The organism is Vibrio sp. SCP2, assembly GCF_059295395.1.
On the sequence record NZ_JCAFVV010000003.1, the window covers coordinates 262,236 to 282,089 of the forward strand.

General features: G+C 45.8%; 20 protein-coding genes. 8 read left to right on the forward strand and 12 right to left on the reverse strand.

What is annotated here, in order from left to right:
- Positions 1-43: 43 nt before the first annotated feature.
- The 6 genes from AC5O63_RS12315 to pspA all read right to left on the reverse strand — a co-directional run bounded on the left by AC5O63_RS12315 (position 44) and on the right by pspA (position 6,805).
- On the reverse strand, positions 44-3,145 hold the full coding sequence (locus AC5O63_RS12315) for an efflux RND transporter permease subunit (protein WP_494505194.1): 3,102 nt from the start codon (positions 3,143-3,145) through the stop codon (positions 44-46).
- Positions 3,138-4,226 (reverse strand): efflux RND transporter periplasmic adaptor subunit, encoded by a 1,089-nt coding sequence (locus AC5O63_RS12320; protein WP_494505195.1) that lies wholly within the window; start codon positions 4,224-4,226, stop codon positions 3,138-3,140. Before AC5O63_RS12320 ends, AC5O63_RS12315 begins: the two co-directional genes overlap by 8 nt.
- Before the next feature lies 1 nt (position 4,227).
- A complete protein-coding gene (locus tag AC5O63_RS12325; RefSeq protein ID WP_494505196.1) occupies positions 4,228-5,259 on the reverse strand; it encodes an efflux RND transporter periplasmic adaptor subunit in 1,032 nt (343 codons plus the stop codon).
- Positions 5,260-5,446: 187 nt separating this feature from the next.
- Positions 5,447-5,836, reverse strand: a complete 390-nt coding sequence (pspC, locus tag AC5O63_RS12330; RefSeq protein ID WP_069666029.1) for an envelope stress response membrane protein PspC — start codon at positions 5,834-5,836, stop codon at positions 5,447-5,449.
- On the reverse strand, positions 5,829-6,062 hold the full coding sequence (pspB, locus tag AC5O63_RS12335) for an envelope stress response membrane protein PspB (RefSeq protein ID WP_004748042.1): 234 nt from the start codon (positions 6,060-6,062) through the stop codon (positions 5,829-5,831). Before pspB ends, pspC begins: the two co-directional genes overlap by 8 nt.
- A gap of 74 nt (positions 6,063-6,136) precedes the next feature.
- Positions 6,137-6,805 (reverse strand): phage shock protein PspA, encoded by a 669-nt coding sequence (pspA, locus tag AC5O63_RS12340; protein WP_494505197.1) that lies wholly within the window; start codon positions 6,803-6,805, stop codon positions 6,137-6,139.
- Between the two features lie 214 nt (positions 6,806-7,019).
- Here pspA and pspF point away from each other — a divergent pair, with 214 nt between their 5' ends.
- From pspF to AC5O63_RS12375, 7 genes are all read left to right on the forward strand, one after another.
- The gene (pspF, locus tag AC5O63_RS12345; RefSeq protein ID WP_494505198.1) at positions 7,020-8,012 is read left to right on the forward strand and encodes a phage shock protein operon transcriptional activator; all 993 of its coding nucleotides are present in this window, start codon (positions 7,020-7,022) and stop codon (positions 8,010-8,012) included.
- 116 nt (positions 8,013-8,128) lie between these two features.
- Positions 8,129-9,748, forward strand: a complete 1,620-nt coding sequence (gene sapA, locus AC5O63_RS12350) for an ABC transporter substrate-binding protein SapA (protein ID WP_171322829.1) — start codon at positions 8,129-8,131, stop codon at positions 9,746-9,748.
- The gene (locus AC5O63_RS12355) at positions 9,748-10,710 is read left to right on the forward strand and encodes an ABC transporter permease (RefSeq protein ID WP_494505199.1); all 963 of its coding nucleotides are present in this window, start codon (positions 9,748-9,750) and stop codon (positions 10,708-10,710) included. The genes sapA and AC5O63_RS12355 overlap by 1 nt, the downstream gene beginning before the upstream one ends.
- The gene (gene sapC, locus AC5O63_RS12360) at positions 10,697-11,584 is read left to right on the forward strand and encodes a putrescine export ABC transporter permease SapC (protein WP_494505200.1); all 888 of its coding nucleotides are present in this window, start codon (positions 10,697-10,699) and stop codon (positions 11,582-11,584) included. Before AC5O63_RS12355 ends, sapC begins: the two co-directional genes overlap by 14 nt.
- On the forward strand, positions 11,584-12,582 hold the full coding sequence (locus AC5O63_RS12365) for a peptide ABC transporter ATP-binding protein (protein ID WP_494505201.1): 999 nt from the start codon (positions 11,584-11,586) through the stop codon (positions 12,580-12,582). The genes sapC and AC5O63_RS12365 overlap by 1 nt, the downstream gene beginning before the upstream one ends.
- Positions 12,579-13,364: a peptide ABC transporter ATP-binding protein gene (locus AC5O63_RS12370; protein ID WP_004748056.1), complete on the forward strand. Its 786-nt coding sequence runs from the start codon at positions 12,579-12,581 to the stop codon at positions 13,362-13,364. Before AC5O63_RS12365 ends, AC5O63_RS12370 begins: the two co-directional genes overlap by 4 nt.
- Positions 13,365-13,372: 8 nt before the next feature.
- Positions 13,373-14,155: a DUF2927 domain-containing protein gene (locus AC5O63_RS12375; RefSeq protein ID WP_494505202.1), complete on the forward strand. Its 783-nt coding sequence runs from the start codon at positions 13,373-13,375 to the stop codon at positions 14,153-14,155.
- Between the two features lie 8 nt (positions 14,156-14,163).
- On the opposite strand, the gene AC5O63_RS12380 is transcribed toward AC5O63_RS12375, so the two are convergent.
- Complete coding sequence (locus tag AC5O63_RS12380) at positions 14,164-14,538, reverse strand: DUF2750 domain-containing protein (RefSeq protein ID WP_004748058.1); 375 nt, start codon at positions 14,536-14,538, stop codon at positions 14,164-14,166.
- 71 nt (positions 14,539-14,609) lie between these two features.
- Positions 14,610-15,515 carry a manganese-dependent inorganic pyrophosphatase gene (locus tag AC5O63_RS12385; protein WP_004749839.1) on the reverse strand — a complete coding sequence of 302 codons (906 nt, stop codon included), beginning with the start codon at positions 15,513-15,515 and terminating at the stop codon, positions 14,610-14,612.
- 303 nt (positions 15,516-15,818) lie between these two features.
- Between AC5O63_RS12385 and AC5O63_RS12390 the strand changes: the two genes are divergently transcribed.
- Positions 15,819-17,024: a putative manganese transporter gene (locus AC5O63_RS12390; protein WP_494505203.1), complete on the forward strand. Its 1,206-nt coding sequence runs from the start codon at positions 15,819-15,821 to the stop codon at positions 17,022-17,024.
- Positions 17,025-17,089: 65 nt separating this feature from the next.
- On the opposite strand, the gene hisIE is transcribed toward AC5O63_RS12390, so the two are convergent.
- From hisIE to hisH, 4 genes are read right to left on the reverse strand one after another with little or no spacing between them, the layout of a single operon-like run.
- The gene (hisIE, locus tag AC5O63_RS12395; protein ID WP_494505204.1) at positions 17,090-17,725 is read right to left on the reverse strand and encodes a bifunctional phosphoribosyl-AMP cyclohydrolase/phosphoribosyl-ATP diphosphatase HisIE; all 636 of its coding nucleotides are present in this window, start codon (positions 17,723-17,725) and stop codon (positions 17,090-17,092) included.
- Positions 17,722-18,495: an imidazole glycerol phosphate synthase subunit HisF gene (gene hisF, locus AC5O63_RS12400; protein WP_004749837.1), complete on the reverse strand. Its 774-nt coding sequence runs from the start codon at positions 18,493-18,495 to the stop codon at positions 17,722-17,724. Before hisF ends, hisIE begins: the two co-directional genes overlap by 4 nt.
- Entirely contained in the window at positions 18,477-19,214 is a 738-nt protein-coding gene (hisA, locus tag AC5O63_RS12405; protein ID WP_494505205.1) for a 1-(5-phosphoribosyl)-5-[(5-phosphoribosylamino)methylideneamino]imidazole-4-carboxamide isomerase, read from the reverse strand. The genes hisF and hisA overlap by 19 nt, the downstream gene beginning before the upstream one ends.
- A gap of 12 nt (positions 19,215-19,226) precedes the next feature.
- Complete coding sequence (hisH, locus tag AC5O63_RS12410; protein ID WP_494505206.1) at positions 19,227-19,841, reverse strand: imidazole glycerol phosphate synthase subunit HisH; 615 nt, start codon at positions 19,839-19,841, stop codon at positions 19,227-19,229.
- Between the last annotated feature and the right edge of the window lie 13 nt (positions 19,842-19,854).

Genomic DNA, 19,854 nt, shown 5'->3' on the forward strand with positions numbered 1-19,854 from the left:
CAAACGCCCCCGGCAAAGTCAGGGGCGTTTACTTCTAGTTTAGTTAGTTTGGCACTTTTACTTTGTGGAATAGACGATACAACACTGGTACGACAATAAGTGTCAGTACTGTCGCAAAACCTAAACCAAACATGATGGTTACCGCCATTGGCTTGAAGAAGATGTCTGGAAGCAAAGGAATCATACCCAAGATGGTCGTAATCGCCGCCATACAAACAGGACGAACACGACTTAATGCAGCGTTAACCACTGCCACATATGGGTCTTTGCCCGAGTGCATTTCAATCTCGATCTGATCCAGCAAGACAATCCCGTTCTTAAGCAACATACCCGACAAGCTCAAGAAACCGAGCAAGGCCATAAAGCCAAATGGGGTGTTCAGTGCCAGTAGGCCCGTTGTCACACCAATAATTGCCAGTGGTACTGTTAACCAGACGATCAACGGCTCTTTCACCGAGTTAAACAAGAACACGGTGACTAAGAACATAAACAGGTAACCCATCGGCATGGTAGTAAAGAGTGACTCTTGGGCATCACCCGAAGACTCATACTCACCACCCCACTCTAATGAATAACCCGGCGGCAGCTCAATCGCTTCAATCTGCGGCATTAGACGAGCTTGAAGTGTCGCGGCAGTCTCTTCACCTAGCAAATCAGGATCAGCAAAGACCGTTAGCATACGCTTACGGTTCTTACGTACTATGATTGGGTCTTCCCAACGAATATCGTAGCCCATAGTGACTTGTTGCAGCGGGATGTACTCGCTAAGTGCAGGACTCCATATCTTCATACCTTCGATATTTCGAATGTCGACACGTTCGTCTTCTGGTAAGCGTGCCACTATCGGCATCAAGGTCGTACCATCTCGGTAAACACCAATCGACTTGCCAGAGAATGACATCGCAAGAAACTCATCCACATCAGACTTACTGATACCGTAACGACGAGCTTGGCTTTCGTTAAATTGCGGCTCAAGCACTTTAGTGCGTTCACGCCAGTCATGACGAATGTTAGTTGCGCCTGGATCGGCATGCATGATGTCTTCAACTTGCTTAGCGATACCACGCAGCACTGTTGGATCTGAGCCTATAATACGAGCTTCAATTTTCGCACCACCGCCTGGACCAAGTTCAATCTGCTTCAACTTGTAGTTGATTTCAGGGAACTTGTCCTCTAAATGCAGCCTGAAGTTCGTCATCAAGCTCGCAAGTTGCTCGTAATCAGTCACCCTAGTCGTAATTTCACCATAAGCCGCATAGCTCTTCTCTGGCGCATAGGTCAGCATAAAGCGTTGCAGACCTTTACCAGCCGTGGTGGTAATGTGCTCGACACCTTCTTGATCGGATAACCAAGACTCTAAAGCTTTGAGTTTGGTGTTCGTTGCACGAATATCGGTTCCTTCTGGCAACCAGATGTCTGCTTGGAAGATAGGTGTCGTCGAGGACGGGAAGAACGATTGCTTAACTTGGGTAAAGCCAACAATACTCGCTGCTAAACCCAGAATAAGCACAACAACGGTTAACCAAGCACGCTTCATACAAAACTCAAGGAAGCCTTTGTACACCACAAAGATCATCCCATTGTATGGATCGCTTTCTGCGCCATCTTGCTTGAACTTCTGGCCTTTAAAGAAGATATCAGCAAAGAATGGAGTAAGAGAAATGGCGGTAAACCAGCTCAACATCAGCGAAATAAGAAGCACACTAAATAAGGTGCCACAATATTCACCTGTCGCGTCCTCCGACAAACCGATTGGCGCAAATGCGGTCACCGCAATCACTGTCGCACCTAGCAACGGCCACTTGGTTTGAGTCACGATGTCTGTCGCGGCTTGCATCCGCGTTCGCCCTTTCTGCGTGCCAATCAATATCCCTTCGACCACCACAATGGCATTGTCCACCAGCATACCTAAAGCGATAACCAGAGCACCAAGGGAGATGCGTTGTAAATCGATAGCAAAGTACTTCATAAATATGAAAGTACCCAGAACAGTAAGTAGCAGAATAAGGCCAATCAATAGCCCTGATCTCAGTCCCATAAAGAACAACAGTACGATGATAACGATCGCAACCGCTTGACCTAGGCTGACGACAAAGCCGCTCACAGACTTATCGACTTCTTTAGGTTGGCTGTAGATCTCAGAAATCTCGACACCTACTGGCTGCTGGTACTTAAGCTCAGCTAAACGTCGGTCAAAGCGTTGACCTACTTCAACAACGTTTACCCCTTGAGCGAAGGAAACCCCTAAGTTAAGCGCAAGTTCACCATTGAAAGTGACAATATTGCTCGGAACTTCAACATAGCCACGAGTAATGTCAGCGACGTCTTTCAGGTAGATCAGTCCCTGCGCGCCACTTTCAGTAATAATTAAATCGCCAAGCTGATCAACATTTTTGAACTCACCAGTAGGATGGATTCGAATGTATTCATTACCGATTCGAATTGCGCCCGCATCAGAAACCACGTTCTGAGTGGATAACAAGTTAAATACTGTGTTCGGTGCGATTCCAAGAGTGCTCAAACGCTTCATCGAAATCTCGATAAAGACCTGCTCTTGCTGTTCTCCGGAGACCGAAACCTTGCTCACACCATCTATAAGCTCCAGTTCTCGACGTAGATAGTCCACATAATCGAGTAGCTCTTTGTAGCTGTAGCCATCACCAGTTACCGCTAGCAAGATGCCGTAAACGTCACCAAAGTCATCAATCACCGATGGGTCGTTAACCCCCGGCGGTAGCTGACCTTTTAGATCGTTTACTTTTCGGCGTAACTCATCCCAAATCTGGGGTAAGTCATCGGGGCCGTAGTTGTTTTTCATCGAAACGGTTATTTGTGATAAGCCGCGACTTGAAATGGAGTTGACTTCATCGACATAGGTTAGCTGCTGGATAGCCTTCTCTATCGGATAAGTCACCTCTTCTTCAACTTGCTGTGGCGTCGCACCCGGATAGGAAGTCACAACCATGGCATCTTTGATGGTAAATGCAGGGTCTTCCAATCGACCTAAACCAAAGAAAGCCGCAGCACCACCAATCAAGAAGATTAACGAGATCATCCAACTGATCACACGGTTACGGATAAAGTAAGCCGCGATACCCGTTACATCATCATCGCTTTGCGGCGAGTTATTCTTATGTTCACTCATTACCCGCCTCCTGCTTAACTACTTGCACCTGCATTCCTTCCCTTAATCTAGAAACACCTGCTATCACAACTGACTGCTCACTACTTAACCCATCTAGAATTTGAATGGCGTCTTTACTCGCCTTGCCAGTCACGACTTTTTGCTTAGTGACAGAGTTATCTGCATTGAGTACCCAAACATATTTGCTTTGTCTATCCAGTGAGTCTCCATCACCATTGAAAATGGCTTCAATAGGTACTTGCACCCCACCTTTAAGCTCTAGACCAACATCTTTACCCTTAGACGTTACCTCTACTGCCATACCATCCAGAATGTACTCTTCTTCAGGCATAGGTAGTGTCAAAGTCACGGTAAATGTACCGGTCGCCGGGTCTGGCTCAGTGGTAAACTCTTTGATAGTCGCATTGTATTCATTGCCACTCGGTACTCGCACAACAGCTTCAATGTTTTCTAACGACTCTTGAGTCGGCTGGCTGGCATGGAGTTGATCAGGAAGTTGAATCAACACCTCGACATTTTCAACACTGTGGATGTTGACGACTTGTTGACCGACCTGAATATTCTCAAACTGGTCAACGTTAACGCGCGAGATAATCCCATCAACAGGTGCTTTCAATTTAGTAAAAGATAAACGGAGTTTGGCTAATTGAAGCTCTGCATAAGCAATCTGACGGTTCGCTGCAATCTCGTCGAATTGAGACTTCGCCAGCAAGCCTTTATCAACGAGCGGCTTAGAGCGCTTGTACTGGCTATCTACCACGCTGTAACGCGCAGTGGCATTATCAACCTCAAGTTTGTAGTCGGTAGGGTCTAACTCTGCAATCAAGTCACCCTGTTTAAGGTGATCACCTTCTTTAACGTAAATTTTGTTGATTTCCCCTGCCACGCGGAAGCTTAAGTGCGAGCGTTCTGCTGCGTTTGCTACCGCAGGAAAATAGAGACGGTCTTCGTTTACAACTTGGTTGGAAAGTGCCAACACTTTCACTTTAGGTGTACCAAAATCCACATACTGTGGTTCACCACCACAGCCTGCTAACAGTGCAGCCGAAGAGAGCGCACATAGATTTAACCATTGCTTCATCTTACAGCCCTCGCTCCTTGATCCACTCTCGAACCTTAATCCCAGATTCGATGCCATTCACACCAGATATAACGACCTGATCGCCTTCGTTTAAGCCACTTTGCACTTGCTGTTTGTCATTTAATTCAACTAAAGCTTTCGCAACAATGCCCTGTGAATCGACTCGCCAAACGTAAGTCTGACCGTTCTCTTCCATCAATGCAGACTGAGGAATCCGAGTAGCCCCCGTTGACTCGACCGCGACATGAATAGAGCCTGCCATACCCGGCAAAATGCCAACATCTTCGGGTCTTTCCATCACCATGGTGACTTTATAGGAGCCCGTTTTTGGATCGGCTTCGGTATCAACCTCTTGGAACATAAGTTCATATTGGGTTCCGGGAAAAGCATCAAAGGTCATGTGCGCTGTCAGATTAAGACCACTAGCGAAGCGATTAAGAAGATGATCAGGAAGTTGGAAAATCACTTTCATCAATTGGGTCGTCTGAATATTCATCACCCCTTCTTTGGCGGCGATGTATTCATGAGCTTCAGCAGGGACAATAGATATAGTGCCGTTGTAGGGCGCCACTAAGCGCGTGTAGCGTAAGTTGGCTTGTGCTTGTTCCAAAGTGGCTCTGGCAGAATTTCGTTTAGCTTTCGCTTCATCAAAGTCTTGCTCAGACACTACTTTGTCTTTACGTAGCTTTTTATAGCGCTGGTATTGAACATCAGCGAGTCGGTATTGAGCCTCTGCTTGCTTGGCTAAAAGCGTGTACTCGTCAGGGTTGAGTGCGGCCAGCACATCGCCTTTATTGACGGATTGGCCCGCTACCACATCAATAGACTGGAGTTGACCGGGAACACGAAAGGCAAGAACGGCTTTATCACCAGCTTCAGAAGTCGCTGGGAAGGTACGCTCAAACTGAGCATTGCCGATGGAAACAGTAAATAGTTTAGCTGGCCTTGAATCAGGCTCGGGAACAGGAGGAAGTTCCTTGCCACAACCACTCAATACAGCAGCTGTCGCAAGAAACAAAATGGATTTGCGCATAATCAATCATCCGTTTGCAGCGATTAGTTACAAAGATAGATGAATGATACCGTCTCTTCCATAGAATAGGCAGGAAATATTATTAAAATTAATAATTTGCCTAATGAATGAGCGAATCGTCGCACTTTTAAGCCTTCACTGTGTCGGATGCACATGAAGGCTCAATTTGGCTAACTCAACTAGGTCGTTATAGCGTTTTAAACTCTTTATCGACTTTAAACGCATCTGAAGTGACGTAAGCCTCAATATCGCGAATTTGGTTTTCTAAGTTATGGAAGTCTTTCTCAATCGTGTTGAGTAACATTTCAGGGGTTTGACCTTGCTGCCAAGGCTTGTTTTTAAGCTTGTGCTCTTGCTCGGTTTTGATCGCTTCTACATAGTTAGGTGGCTGCTTTTCGATCATCAACGTCATCGCGATATAGGCGAGAATAACCAAGAAACTACCGCCCAGTAGAGCGGCTGAAATCACCAAGATGCGTACTAACCACACTTCCAACGCAAAGTAGTTCGCCAAACCTGCACATACGCCAGTGATCTTGCCATTTACAGTATCGCGGTATAACTCACGCTTATTCATAGCGGCGCCTCCAGCTCGGTGATTCTGCATCTAAAATGCGCTCCAACGTATCGACTCGGCTCTGCATACTGGCAGCCTTTTCTGATAAAGACTCTAGTCGCTGTAAATCTTCTTGCGATAAACCTGTGCTTGCATTCTTCTTACTTCGGTAGTGTAAAAACAACCATAGAGGAGCAACGAAAATCAGAAATACGATCAGTGGACCAGCAATGAAAAATGACGACATAAATAACTCCTTAATGAAAGGTAGATAAACGGCAATCTTATCTACCTAATAAACACAATAAAATATAACTGGAATTACTTTTTATCTTCCATCTGTTGTTTGAGCTTTTCTAACTCTTTTTCAATTTCATCTTGAGCTTGCAGCTCCGCAAACTCTTGATCTAAAGATTTAGCGTTGCCCGTTTTTGCATACAAATCAGCTTCAGCTTCCATCTCATCAATCTTGCGTGAGTATTGCTCAAACTTAGCCATGGCTTCACTAGTACGCGCAGTATGCAAATGTTTTTGAACATCACGGCGGTTAGAGGCTGTTTGACTGCGAATCGCTAAAGCCTGTTGCTTAGCGCGAGTCTCGGTAATTTTTGTTTCTAGCTTGCTGATTTCACCCGTTAACTTATCAATAGTCTCTTCAACCAAGGTTTGCTCAGTGTGTAGACATTTCAGCATATCTTGCAGTTTTTGCTTTTCAATCAATGCCGATCTTGCAAGATCTTCGCGCTGCTTAGTCAACGCTAAGGTCGCTTTTTGCTGCCACTCATCAATGGCCGCTTCCATTGTCTCAACTTTGCGTGCCAGCTCTTTTTTATCAGCAATCGCTTTTGCCGAGTTAGTTCTTACTTCAACTAACGTATCTTCCATTTCCTGAATGATTAAGCGGATCATTTTTTCAGGATCTTCTGCTTTATCTAATAGAGCACTGATGTTTGAATTAACGATGTCTGCGAATCGAGAGAAAATACCCATAGCTAGGCTCCTTATTTTGTGGCAATCAGGTCATGCTAAGCATCACCATCAAATCTGTGTTTGTTTTACCTCTGTAACTGACTCTTAGTATTCCAAGTTGCGTGCCAACTTTTCAACCCATAAAAATCAGATAGTTACGAAATAACTCATTGCAATCCTTTTTAACCTGTGTTGAATTTAACCTACAGTTGGTAAATTTCACCACGGAGCAATCATGCAGCAAAATCTTATTGGCGAATCCCCTGCCTTTCTTTCTGTATTAGACAAGGTATCTAAGTTAGCCGCTATTGAGCGACCAATATTGATCATTGGCGAACGAGGAACTGGTAAAGAATTGATTGCTCAGCGACTTCACTACTTATCAAAACGTTGGGATCAGCCGTTGATTTCACTCAATTGCTCTACCCTCAGCGAAGGCTTGATTGATTCAGAGCTTTTTGGTCATGAACAAGGCTCATTCACCGGCTCTAAGGGGCGTCATAAGGGGCGATTTGAGCGCGCTGAAAATGGCACCCTATTTTTAGATGAGTTGGCCACGGCACCATTACTTGTGCAAGAAAAACTTCTCCGAGTGATTGAATACGGTCAATATGAGCGTGTTGGTGGTCATCAGCTCTTGAATGCCAATGTGCGTCTAGTCTGTGCCACCAATGCAGATTTACCTCAAATGGCGAGTGAAGGCGCTTTTCGTGCAGATTTACTCGACAGGCTGGCATTTGATGTTATCCATTTACCGCCTCTTCGCGAACGACAAGAAGATATCCTATTACTGGCCGAATACTACGCAATCAAGATGTGCCGTGAGCTCGGTTTCGAGTACTTTGTCGGCTTTTCGACTCCAGCAGAACAACACTTGCTTAGCTATCATTGGCCAGGAAATGTGCGCGAGTTGAAAAACGTGATTGAAAGAGCGGTTTACCAACACGGCATGCAAGAAGACCCCATTGAACAACTCGTCTTTGACCCTTTCCAATCGTCTTGGCAGAGCATCCGCCCAGAGGAAGAAACAACAGCAGTCCCTGAAGCGCCTGAGTTTCAATTCCCAATCGACTATAAACAGTGGCAAGAACAACAGGACCAACTCATACTTACTGAAGCATTAAAGCAAAGCCAGTTTAATCAAAGGAAGGCGGCGGAACTACTTGGGTTAAGTTATCACCAATTGCGAGGCATGGTTCGTAAGTATGACCTGACTAACCTCAGTTAACCCACCAATTTTGTGGTTTTGCTTTGGTTACAACGGGTAATTAGTGGTAAATTATTAGGATCTTAAGGCATAATGGTGAGTTCCATTGTGCTTTGTCCCAGACACTTGTTCTTTCTATGAAAGCATTCATTCAGTTTACATTAGGTTTGTTCAGCCTCAGCCTATTAGCCGGTTGTGGTGAAGAGATTGACCATGACAAAATTCGTCAGAAGGGTTTTGTCTATTGTGGTCAAGGTGGTCCTTCGACTTTTAACCCTCAATTGGTCGATAGTGGCATTACAACCGAAACACTCAGCCCTCAGCTGTTTAATACTTTGCTGACCCTCGATAGCCAAACCTATCAGCCAGTGCCAAGCCTTGCGACTAAATGGTCAGTCAATAAAGAAGGCACGGAATACATCTTTACGTTGCGTAAAGGTGTCCAGTTCCAAACAACCGCTTGGTTTACACCTTCCAGAGCGATGAACGCGGAAGATGTGGTCTTTAGTTTTAGACGCATTATTGATACTACCAACCCTTTTCACTATGTCGGAAGCGGTCTTTACCCTTGGTTCAGTGGTATTGATTTTCAAAACCTCGTTGTCGACGTTTCAGCACTATCCCAACACAAAGTGAAATTTACTCTTAACCGACCTGACAATAGCTTTCTGTCGAACATTGCGACCAGTCATGCGGTTATCCACTCTAAAGAGTATGCAGGGCAACTTGAGCTCAGCGACGAGAAAAGTATGCTCGATAGCCATCCTGTTGGTACGGGTCCATTCTACCTAGCTGAGTATCAAGTCAACGATCTCATCCGTCTTAAACGTAATAATCGCTATTGGCAAGACCGACCAAAGATGGAACAGGTCGTATTCGACATATCTCAACGCGGTACAGGTACTTTGGCAAAACTACTGCGCAGTGAATGTGACGTGCTCAACGCTCCGCTCTCTAGTCAGTTGCCAATTATCGAGCAAACATCAGATGTTGAGTTAACCGCAAAGCCTGCCATGAACATCTCTTTCGTTGCCGTGAACACTTCCCACCCTGCACTTAACGATGCTCGCGTGCGTAAAGCGCTTAACTATGCCATCAACCGTCAGAACATTTTGGATTCGGTCTACTACGGCACAGGCAGTCAGGCGTATTCGGTTTTGCCGCCTTCTTCGTGGGCCTATCAAAAAGATTCGGTACAAATTCGCTATGATCGCAACTACGCTATCGCACTGTTACGTGAAGCGGGTTATAGCAAAGGATTAGAGCTGACAATGTCGGTTCCATTGGAGCCACGTGCTTACAACCCGAGCCCAAGAAAAACGGCAGAATTGATTCAAGCAAACCTAGCTGATGTGGGGATTAAGCTCAATTTAATGACAGATGATAGATTCGATCGCAGCAATCTCAATGACAATACAAACATTGACCTCCACTTAACGGGTTGGATCGCCAATACCGGAGACCCGGATAACTTTTTAAGGCCGCTTCTCTCTTGTGAATCAAAACGCGCTGGCCTGAATGTATCTAGTTGGTGTAATCCTGACTTCGATTTTCTACTCGACCTTGCGTTAGAAGTCGATAAGCCTCGCTATAGACAGAACCTTTATAAACAGGCGCAAAACATACTTAATGAAGAATTTCCTGTGATTCCACTAAATCATGGCATGCAGCTACAAGCGCATCACACCTCACTTCGAGGCTTTAAGGTTAGCCCATTCAATGCGCAGCCGTTTGATACTGTCGAGAGGTTCAAGTAATGCTGTTGTATTCTGTTCGACGCTTTAACCTGTTTATTATCACCTTGCTGATACTCACTATGGTGGGCTTCAGTATTTTAAGGTTGGAACCTAACTCTCCGTGGGCTATCCATGATTTTTGGAGCGGCTGGATGCTCTACGTTGGAGAGCTAATGCAGCTTAACCTTGGCGTCACCAAGTTAGGAACTCCGATTATTGACGAGCTGAGCATTGTCTTCCCTGCGACGCTAGAGCTGTGTTTTATCGCCTTTGTGATTTCACTGCTGATTGGTATTCCAGTCGGTACCTTAGCGGGAATGAAACAAGGAAAGTGGATCGACACGGTGATTTCGTTTACTTCCATGTCTGGCTATTCTGCACCGCTGTTTTGGGTCGCGCTTTTGATGATCATGGTATTTTCTCTGCACTTTCAGGTATTCCCGGTCGCAGGTCGCTACGATTTACTCTATCAAATTGACCACGTGACTGGCTTTGCGATCATTGATGCCTTCTTCGCAAGTGGTGAATATCGTGCTCATGCGCTGCAAAGTGTGTTGGAACACCTGATACTGCCCTGCCTTGTGCTGGCACTTGCGCCAACCACTCAGGTTATAGGTTTGATGCGAGCTTCCGTTGCTGAAGTGATGGGACAAAACTATATTCGCGCTGCGCGTATTAAAGGTTTATCTACGCACGAAATCGTCACTGAGCATGTGCTACGTAACGCTATCCCACCGATTATTCCAAAAATCGGTGTGCAGCTTTCTAGCATGCTAACCCTAGCCATTATTACCGAATCTATCTTCAACTGGCCGGGTATTGGCCGCTGGTTACTTGATGCACTCTCAAATCAAGATTACGTTGCCATTCAAGCTGGGGTCATCGTCGTGGCGACGTTTGTCCTCACCGCGAACATCTTGTCTGATCTGATTGGTGCCATGGTCAATCCATTGGTAAGGAAGGAGTGGTATGCTAACCGATAATGTTTACCAAGAAGAGCGTATCCCTACCCAGTTTGAACGTTTCTGGCGTAGTTTCCGTGCCAACAATCTTGCGATGTTTGGCCTGTGGTGTTTACTACTACTATGCCTAATCACACTTGTTTCACCTTGGATTACCCCTCATGACCCACAAGCGCAAAGTGGTGAGTTACTTGTGCCTCCATCTTGGAACCCAACCGGTACCGTTGAGTACTTCCTTGGAACCGATGATTTAGGCCGCGACATCCTTTCTCGCCTCATCGAAGGTTCACGTCTGACCTTTGGTGCCGCTTTCGTTATTACGCTCGTTGCAACTGTAATAGGTTGTGTGATCGGCGTACTCGCGGGGATGACCAAAGGCTTGCTATCAAGTGTCTTAAACCACTTACTTGATACCGTCATGTCGATTCCATCGCTACTGCTCGCGATTATTTTTGTCGCTTTCCTCGGCTTTGGTGAATTCAATATTTTGCTGGCTATCTGTTTAGCCTTAGTTCCAAGATTTGTCCGTTCGGTTTACATCGCGGTGCATACCGAAGTGGAAAAAGACTACATTATGGCTGCACGTCTTGATGGGGCAAACCAGTTCTATCTACTTTGGAATTCGATATTGCCCAACATTCTCGTCGTCATTGCCACCGAAGTCACCTTGGCATGGTCTATCGCAATTTTGGATATCACCGCTTTGGGTTTCCTTGGATTAGGCGCTCAAGCACCGAGTACCGAGTGGGGAGCAATACTTGGTGATTCCGTTGAGCTCATCTACCTTGCTCCTTGGACAGTTACCCTTCCCGGACTCGCGATCATGTTTACTGTTATTGTCATCAACCTTGTTGGTGAAGGTATCCGCCAAGCGCTTAATGCGGGGATCGAATAATGCCGTTATTAGATATTCGACATCTCACTATCGAGATTGAAACGCCTCAAGGGATGATGAAAGCCGTTGACCGAATGAGCCTGACCATGAATGAAGGCGAAATTCGCGGCTTAGTTGGTGAATCAGGCTCAGGTAAAAGTCTGGTGGCTAAAGCCATCGTTGGTGTATGTAAAGACAACTGGAAAGTGACCGCAGACCGAATGAGGCTCGGGAATGTCGACTTACTGCAGCTGACTCCTAAAGAGCGTCGACGCGTTATCGCCCGCGACATCGCGATGATCTTCCAAGAGCCATCGACCTGTTTAGATCCTTCTGAAGAAGTAGGCAAACAACTTATTGAAGCGATTCCTTCACGCTCTTTTGAAGGTAAATGGTGGGAGCGCTTTAAGTGGCGTAAGAAACAAGCCATCGCGTTGCTGCATAAAGTCGGTATTAAAAACCACCAGCAAATCATGGATAGCTTCCCATACGAGCTGACTGACGGTGAATGTCAGAAGATCATGATCGCGATGGCGATCGCTGCCAAACCAAAGCTATTAATTGCGGATGAGCCAACCAACGATTTAGACCCGATTACCCAATCACAGATCTTGCGCTTGTTAAGTCGAATGAATCAGCTGCACAATACGTCGATCATGCTAATTGGCCATGACCTGACAACCATTACTCAGTGGGCAACCCGCATTACGGTTATGTATTGTGGTCAGTCGGTTGAGTCTGCTGATACTTCTAAGATCTTAGACAAGCCTAAACACCCATACACCGCGGCACTGCTTAAAGCTATGCCCGACTTCAACGATTGGATTCCGCATAAAGAGAAACTGCAATCCTTACCGGGTTCCATTCCACCGCTACAGCATTTACCGATTGGCTGCCGACTTGGTCCTCGCTGCCCATATGCGCAGCGCCAGTGTGTTGAAATACCGATGACACGTCGAATTAAAAACCACAAATTTGCCTGTCACTTCCCACTGAACATGGATAAGAAAAAAGCATGAGTGCTCTATTAGAAGTTAACCAGCTATCGAAGACTTTTGTGACTCGCTCAAGCCTGTTTCGCAAGAAGGTTCAAGAAGCCGTCAAACCGCTTAGCTTTAGCCTTGAAGCCGGACAAACCATTGGCTTTATCGGTCAAAACGGCTCAGGTAAATCGACATTAGCACGCATGTTGGCGGGGGTAGTAGAACCGACTTCAGGCGAAATTCGCGTTAATGGTGAGCTATTGGAGCATAAAGACTACTCCACTCGCTGTAAGCTGATTCGCATGATTTTCCAAGATCCAAATACCTCTTTGAATCCTCGAATTCAGATTGGACGTATCTTAGAAGGGCCGCTAAAACGTAACACCAATATGCCTCCTGAGGCGCGCATAAAGCGCGTCAAAGAAACGCTTCTCAGAGTGGGTTTGCTGCCAGAGCACGCTTATTTCTACCCTCAGATGCTCGCCACAGGCCAAAAACAGCGTGTTTGTTTGGCCCGTGCACTCATCCTGCAGCCTTCAGTAATCGTTGCTGATGAAGCTTTGAATGGATTGGACATGGCAATGCGTTCTCAAATCATCAACTTGTTCCTTGAGCTTCAAGAAGAGATGGGGGTCTCGTTTATCTATGTGTCACAGCATATCGGCATTGTAAAACACATTACCGATAAAGTGATGGTGATGCATGAAGGGGAACTCGTTGAGAGCGGTGAAACCCATGAAGTACTCAGCTGCCCAACGCACCCTGTGACACAAAGATTAGTAGAAAGTCATTTCAATAAGGCGACCTGCTTTAAATAGGACTACTCATGCTAAGGAAAGCAATGCTTGGAATGATAGTGCTTGCCACTTCATTCCATTCTCAGGCGTACACTACACAACAAACTTGGCTCGATACCCAATTTGTCGAGAAGGCTTTTATCAATGTTGCGCTGCGCAATGAGTACTCGTCTGGAAGTAAGCCGTTAGTCAAATGGAATGAGCCTATAAAGATATGGGTTCAGCACAAAGTACCGGACAAAGCCCTTCACGATGAGCTCACTGATGCACATTTACGTCACTTAGAGCAGATAACTGGACACCGAATTCAAAGAGTGGCGTCACGTGAACAAGCGAATATCGTCTGGGTGTTTACTCAAGAATCTAAGTGGCGTGAAGATATCGAACGAGAGTTAGGTAAACCAGCGCTAGCGAACGTATATGGCTCGATCTGCAAAGCAGGCTATCAAGTCGGACGCAATGGCGCGCTTTCTCACGCCGCCATCATCATCCCTGTCGATCAAGCGAGGGAGCATGGTAAGTTACTTGCCTGCATCGTTGAGGAGATCACTCAAGTCTTAGGCTTACCGAACGACTCAGAGAGCGCTTTCCCTTCGATTTTTAATGATGAGACTCCCGAAGATCTGCTCTCTCCTCTTGATGTCGTTCTGTTGAAACTGCTCTACGAGCCGGAACTCAAACCTGGAATGAGTCAAAAGCAAGTCGTACCTATTATTAGAAAGCTATTATCTAAATACAAAAAAGACGGCACATTAAATCGTGCCGTCTCTATTGCAAAGCAAGGAGAGCTGTTTCAGCTAATAGGCTATTAGTGTCTGCCCTATCCGCGCTTTTTCAGCTCGACTTCAAATTCGTCTGGGTATAGCACGACACCTTCTTCGTTGTCGTTAGGAAAAACAACAACAGATAGCTCGTCATCTTCAAGGCCGTACGTCCAACGACTAAACCATTTTGCCGTCGAAATTGGCTCTGCTTTACAATGCTCCCAGTCTCCGGTTGCCCACTGCTCAGCAAACTCTTGATGAGGCCACACTGGCACACAATCTTCGTCTTCGGTGTTGAGCATGACGCAGCCATGCTCATCAGTCAGAATCCAAACCTTACGGTTTTTGGCTATTTCTTTAATGCAGTAGTTAAAGCGCTCATCTGGGCGCATTTTATTTACTGTCTCTAGCTGCTCATTTGATAGTGACATATTCACTTCCTCGCAAAGAAAACGCCCATGGCGTGACCATGGGCGTTAAGGTATACGTTATAGAGATGGAATTAAGCTAGTTCAGCTTGAAGCCAAGGCCAACCTTGCTTCTTACGACTTAGCGTATTTTCCATCATTAGCATGCCGTCTTTCTCATGCTTAACAAGTTTCTCAGCCCACTCACCTTTGTAAAGTAGACGAGTTTGAGCAGTAGTGATGTCTGTTAGCATTACTGCTGCAAACGCCAAACCTTGTTCAGCACAGCGGCTTTCTAGGTCTGCTTCTAGCGCTTCAATCATGCCGTCTACTTGCTCAAGAGTTGCAAGTTCAACCTGACCAACAACAACATCACGACCATTGAATGGGTAACCTTTCAGATCTTTTTCAACCAGCTCAGCCGCTGATAGGCCTTCGATGTTTGTTTTTGCGATAAGTAGATCTTTAATGAATGCATCTACATCGCATACGTCAGCGATTTTCGCTAGTTCTTCAACTGCATCTTTATCTTTTTGAGTACAAGTTGGAGAAGCAAAACCGACTGTGTCAGATAGGATTGCTGACATCATTAGCTTAGCGATCTTAGGCGTGATTTCGTGGCCTTCGATTTTAAACATGTTAAACAGTACTGTGTTAGTACAGCCAACAGGCCAGATCCAAGCTTCCATTGGGTTTACCGTCATCACGTCACCTAGGCGGTGGTGATCAACGATACCTAGGATTTCTGCGTCAGCCACATCATCCGGAGCTTGCGCTAGATCCGAGTAGTCTACTAACCAGATTTTCTCGCCCGCAACTGAAGTGCGTAGCTCAGGAACTTCTGCGCCAGCCACTTCTAGAATGTGTTGAGTTTCACGGTTAATTTCACCTTGGCGAATAGGCATTGCTTCAACACCACGAGCGGTTAGTAGCTCAGTTGCTACTAGTGCACTACAGATACTATCGCTATCAGGGTTCTTGTGACCTACAACTAGAATCATCTTTTTTCCTATCTGACTAAATTTCTTCCCAACAAGGGGCAATTACTCACAAACCCGATATTTTACCGAATTCTGATGATTTGTCATCGGTTGGATAGAGATTATTTGGTCATAAGCCATGACCAATCATCGTTATCAAACCTAACCCTCTCTTAAGTTTAGCACTAATGACATAACACCCATTAATAATTGGACTCACTTCACAGGTTGAGATGGCAACCACAATTGACAAAAACTTATTGCAAATAATTCTCATTAGCATATATTTGATAATAATTCGCATTTACAGTTTTTTGGTCGCCTATGGACACTTTACGATTTTCGCACCACTTACCCACTTGGTTGTCTCTTACTCAGTTTCGACCTGCGTACAAGCGTTTGTTGCTTCCTATTGCTCTCATTGTCTTATTACTTAGTGATACAACCAGAGATGTGTCTGTAAATACGCTTGCGGATGCGTTTTGGGCAGTCTCTAGTTATGTCGCCTTTACTCTGGCTATCTATCACTACTTGTCGGTTTTCTTTAGCAAGGAAAACCGCCTGATAAACCTTTACCAGAGTTCGCGTAATCATCAGGTGTTCTTCGCTGCCCTGCTAGGTGCTTTGCCTGGCTGTGGTGGAGCTATCATTGTCACTACGCAATTTGTCAGTGGTCGTGTTGGCTTTGGCGCAATCGTCGCCGTATTAACCTCAACGATGGGTGATGCCGCGTTCCTACTACTAGCGAGTAAGCCTGATATCGGCTTTGCCGTCGTTGGCCTTGGGGTAATGGTTGGCTGCATTTCAGGCTGGATTGTTAATGGAATCCATCGCGATGATTTCCTACGCCCTGAAGCAAAGTCAGTCGCGAATCGTTTTAGTTGCGCGAGTGAAAGCACAAATAGTCTGGAACAAAAGGCAATCAATCTACAAGGTGCATTTTGGAAATGGCTACTTGTACCTGCAACCATCATTGCTGCACTTGGCTCTTTTCAGGTCGACGTGAATCAATTGCTCCACCTACCTGAAATGACCATTGAGTGGACGGGTGCCATTCTGATCATTGTTAGTATGTTGCTTTGGTCTTTAACCAAAGAAATCAAAGATTATGAGTCAACAGTCGCTGAAGACACGAAACAGGTTTCTTCTCATCCGATTCAGAAAGCTGCGCAAGATACTAATTTCGTTACAGCATGGGTGATACTGGCATTTATGGCATTTGAGCTGATTACTTTCTTTGGTCATATTGACCTCGCCGCGACCTTCTCTGGATGGGGTGTTTGGATGCCACTGATGGGCTTGACGGTCGGTTTGCTGCCAGGTTGTGGACCACAAATTCTCGTGACGAGTTTGTACATTTCTGGAGCCGCGCCATTATCTGCGCAATTAGCGAATGCGATATCAAACGATGGTGATGCTCTATTCCCTGCAATTGCCTTAGCACCAAAAGCCGCTTTGGTTGCCACCATCTATTCAGCATTACCAGCCTTAATCGTAGGTTATGGTTACTACTTCCTGTTCGAAATTTAATATAAACAACGTTGGCTAAAAAAAGCGCCCTCATTTGAGGGCGCTAGTTATTTGGAGGTTTGAGATTATTTGTGACGCTCTTTCAACTTGTTGACCACATCGTTCATCGACAGACCTTGATCTTGCAGAAGAACAAGTAGGTGGTAAATCAAATCCGCTGACTCGCACACTAGCTCCGCCTTATCACCCGACGTCGCCGCAAGCGCGACTTCAACGCCTTCTTCACCCACTTTCTGCGAAATACGCTTGGTGCCACGGGAATAAAGGTTGGCAGTATAAGAGGAATCAGGGTCGGCACTCTTGCGGGCAGCCAATAGCTGCTCAAGTTGATGAAGCCACACCATTTGCGACTCCTCTTGTGGGTCGACATCCCAACAAGTGGTGTTGCCCAAGTGACACGTAGGGCCAATGGGATTCACTTTCACCAATAGCGTATCGTTATCGCAATCTAGCTGCATGTTCACCAATTGCAATACGTTTCCTGAGGTTTCACCTTTAGTCCACAAACGCTGCTTAGTACGAGAGAAAAAGGTGACTTGACCTGTTTCACCCGTTTTCGCCAGTGCGTCTTGATTCATGTAACCCATCATCAGCACTTGGCTCGATTGGAAATCTTGCACAATGGCAGGTACTAGGCCATCCACCTTGTCCCAGTTGATGCGCTCAGCTAAAGAGCTTACTTCGGCGGTGTTTGCACTCATAGTCGAACCTCAATACCTTGTTGTTTTAAATACTGCTTTAATTCGCCAATATTGATGACTTGCTTGTGGAAGACCGACGCGGCAAGCGCACCATCCACATTTGCCTTTTGGTAAGCTTCTGCAAAGTGCTCCATCGCACCTGCACCACCAGATGCAATCAATGGCACGTTACACACTTCCCGCACCATATTAAGCTGTTCGATATCGTAACCATTACGTACACCATCTTGGTTCATCATGTTCAATACGATTTCACCTGCGCCACGTTTTTGTACTTCTTGAACCCAATCGCGCGTTTCCCATTGGGTCGCTTTGGTGCGTTCTTCATCACCCGTAAACTGGTAAACCTGATACTTGCCCGTCTCTTTGTCATAGTACGAATCGATACCGACGACGATACATTGCACACCAAATTTATCAGCAAGGTCAGTGATTAACTGTGGGTTTGCCAATGCCGGTGAGTTAATAGATACCTTATCTGCACCAAACTCAAGAATACGCGCCGCGTCTTCCGCTGATTTAATGCCACCAGCGACACAGAAAGGAATATCGATCACTTCTGCAACGCGAGCCACCCAACTTTTATCTACCACTCGGCCATCGCTTGAAGCGGTAATGTCGTAAAACACTAGCTCGTCTGCGCCTTCTTCAGCGTAACGCTGCGCCAAAGGAACGATATCGCCGATGATTTCGTGGTTACGGAACTGAACGCCCTTCACCACTTGTCCATCACGAACATCAAGACATGGAATTATTCGCTTTGCCAACATGCAAATGCCTCCTCTGCTGTGAACTTGCCATCAAGTAGTGCACGACCAACAATTACGCCAGCGACACCAGAGCCTTTCAGTGCTTCAATATCTGCTAATGAACCAATACCACCTGATGATTGGAATTGCACTTGTGGGTATTGTTTACATAGGTCTACATACAGCTCTACGTTAGAGCCTTCTAGCGTACCGTCACGAGAAATATCGGTACAAAGCACGTGCTTTAAGCCAACGGTTAGGTAATCATTAATCAGAGCTTCAATAGTCACGCCTGAGTCTTCTTGCCAACCAGAAATCGCGACCTTACGCGTGCCGTCTTTATCGATGTTGATATCTAGCGCGAGAACGATTTTTTCCGCGCCGTATTTTTCCATCCAACCTTTTACCAGTTCAGGTTGTTTTACCGCTGTAGAGCCCACTACAACACGCTGAGCTCCCGCTTCTAGTAGGTCAACAACGTCTTGCTCTGTACGTACACCACCACCGATTTGGATATTCGCTGGAGTGCTCGCGAGTAGCTTGGCAATCAAATCAAGTTGGCGCGCTGTCGTGTCTTTCGCACCTGTTAAGTCCACCAAGTGCAACCAGTTAGCACCCGCTTGGTGATACAAGTTGAATTGCTCTGCTGGGTCGACTTTGTACTCGGTTACTTGACCGTAATCACCTTGATAAAGGCGAACCACCTGTCCTTCAATTAAATCAAGAGCTGGAATAATCACACTAAATCCCTTTTATAATTCTAAGAAGTTTTGAATAAGCTTCGCGCCCGCTTTTGAAGAACGCTCAGGGTGGAATTGCACACCGTAGTAGTTACCGCTTTGCACAGCAGCCGTGAATGGATTTTCGTATTCACATTCTGCAATCGTGTACTCACCAACAGGCATGGCGAAGCTATGTACGAAATAGAAGTATTCGCTTTCTTCAATCCCTTTGAATAGTGGGTTGCCTGTTTTAGCTGATACCGTGTTCCACCCCATGTGAGGCAGTGGTAAATCGCCAGTTTCAAGTAGCTTCACTTCACCATCACAAAGCCCAAGGCACTCAACCAGCTCATCCGCTTTCTGCCCTTTTTCTTGAGATACTTTGCCCAACAGCTGCATACCTAAACAGATCCCTAGTAGCGGCTTTTCTACCTGTTTTACCAAGCTAATTAGATCGCGCTCTTCAAGGTTCTTCATCGCTTCACTTGCAGTCCCTACACCTGGTAGAAATAGCTTATCTGCTGCAAGCACTACTTGAGGATCTTTAGAAATCGTTACGTCATAGCCTAAACGTTCAATGGCAAACTTCACCGAAGAAACGTTGGCACATCCAGTATCAATAATGACGACTTTCTGTTCTGTCACTGTTTTTCTCCTT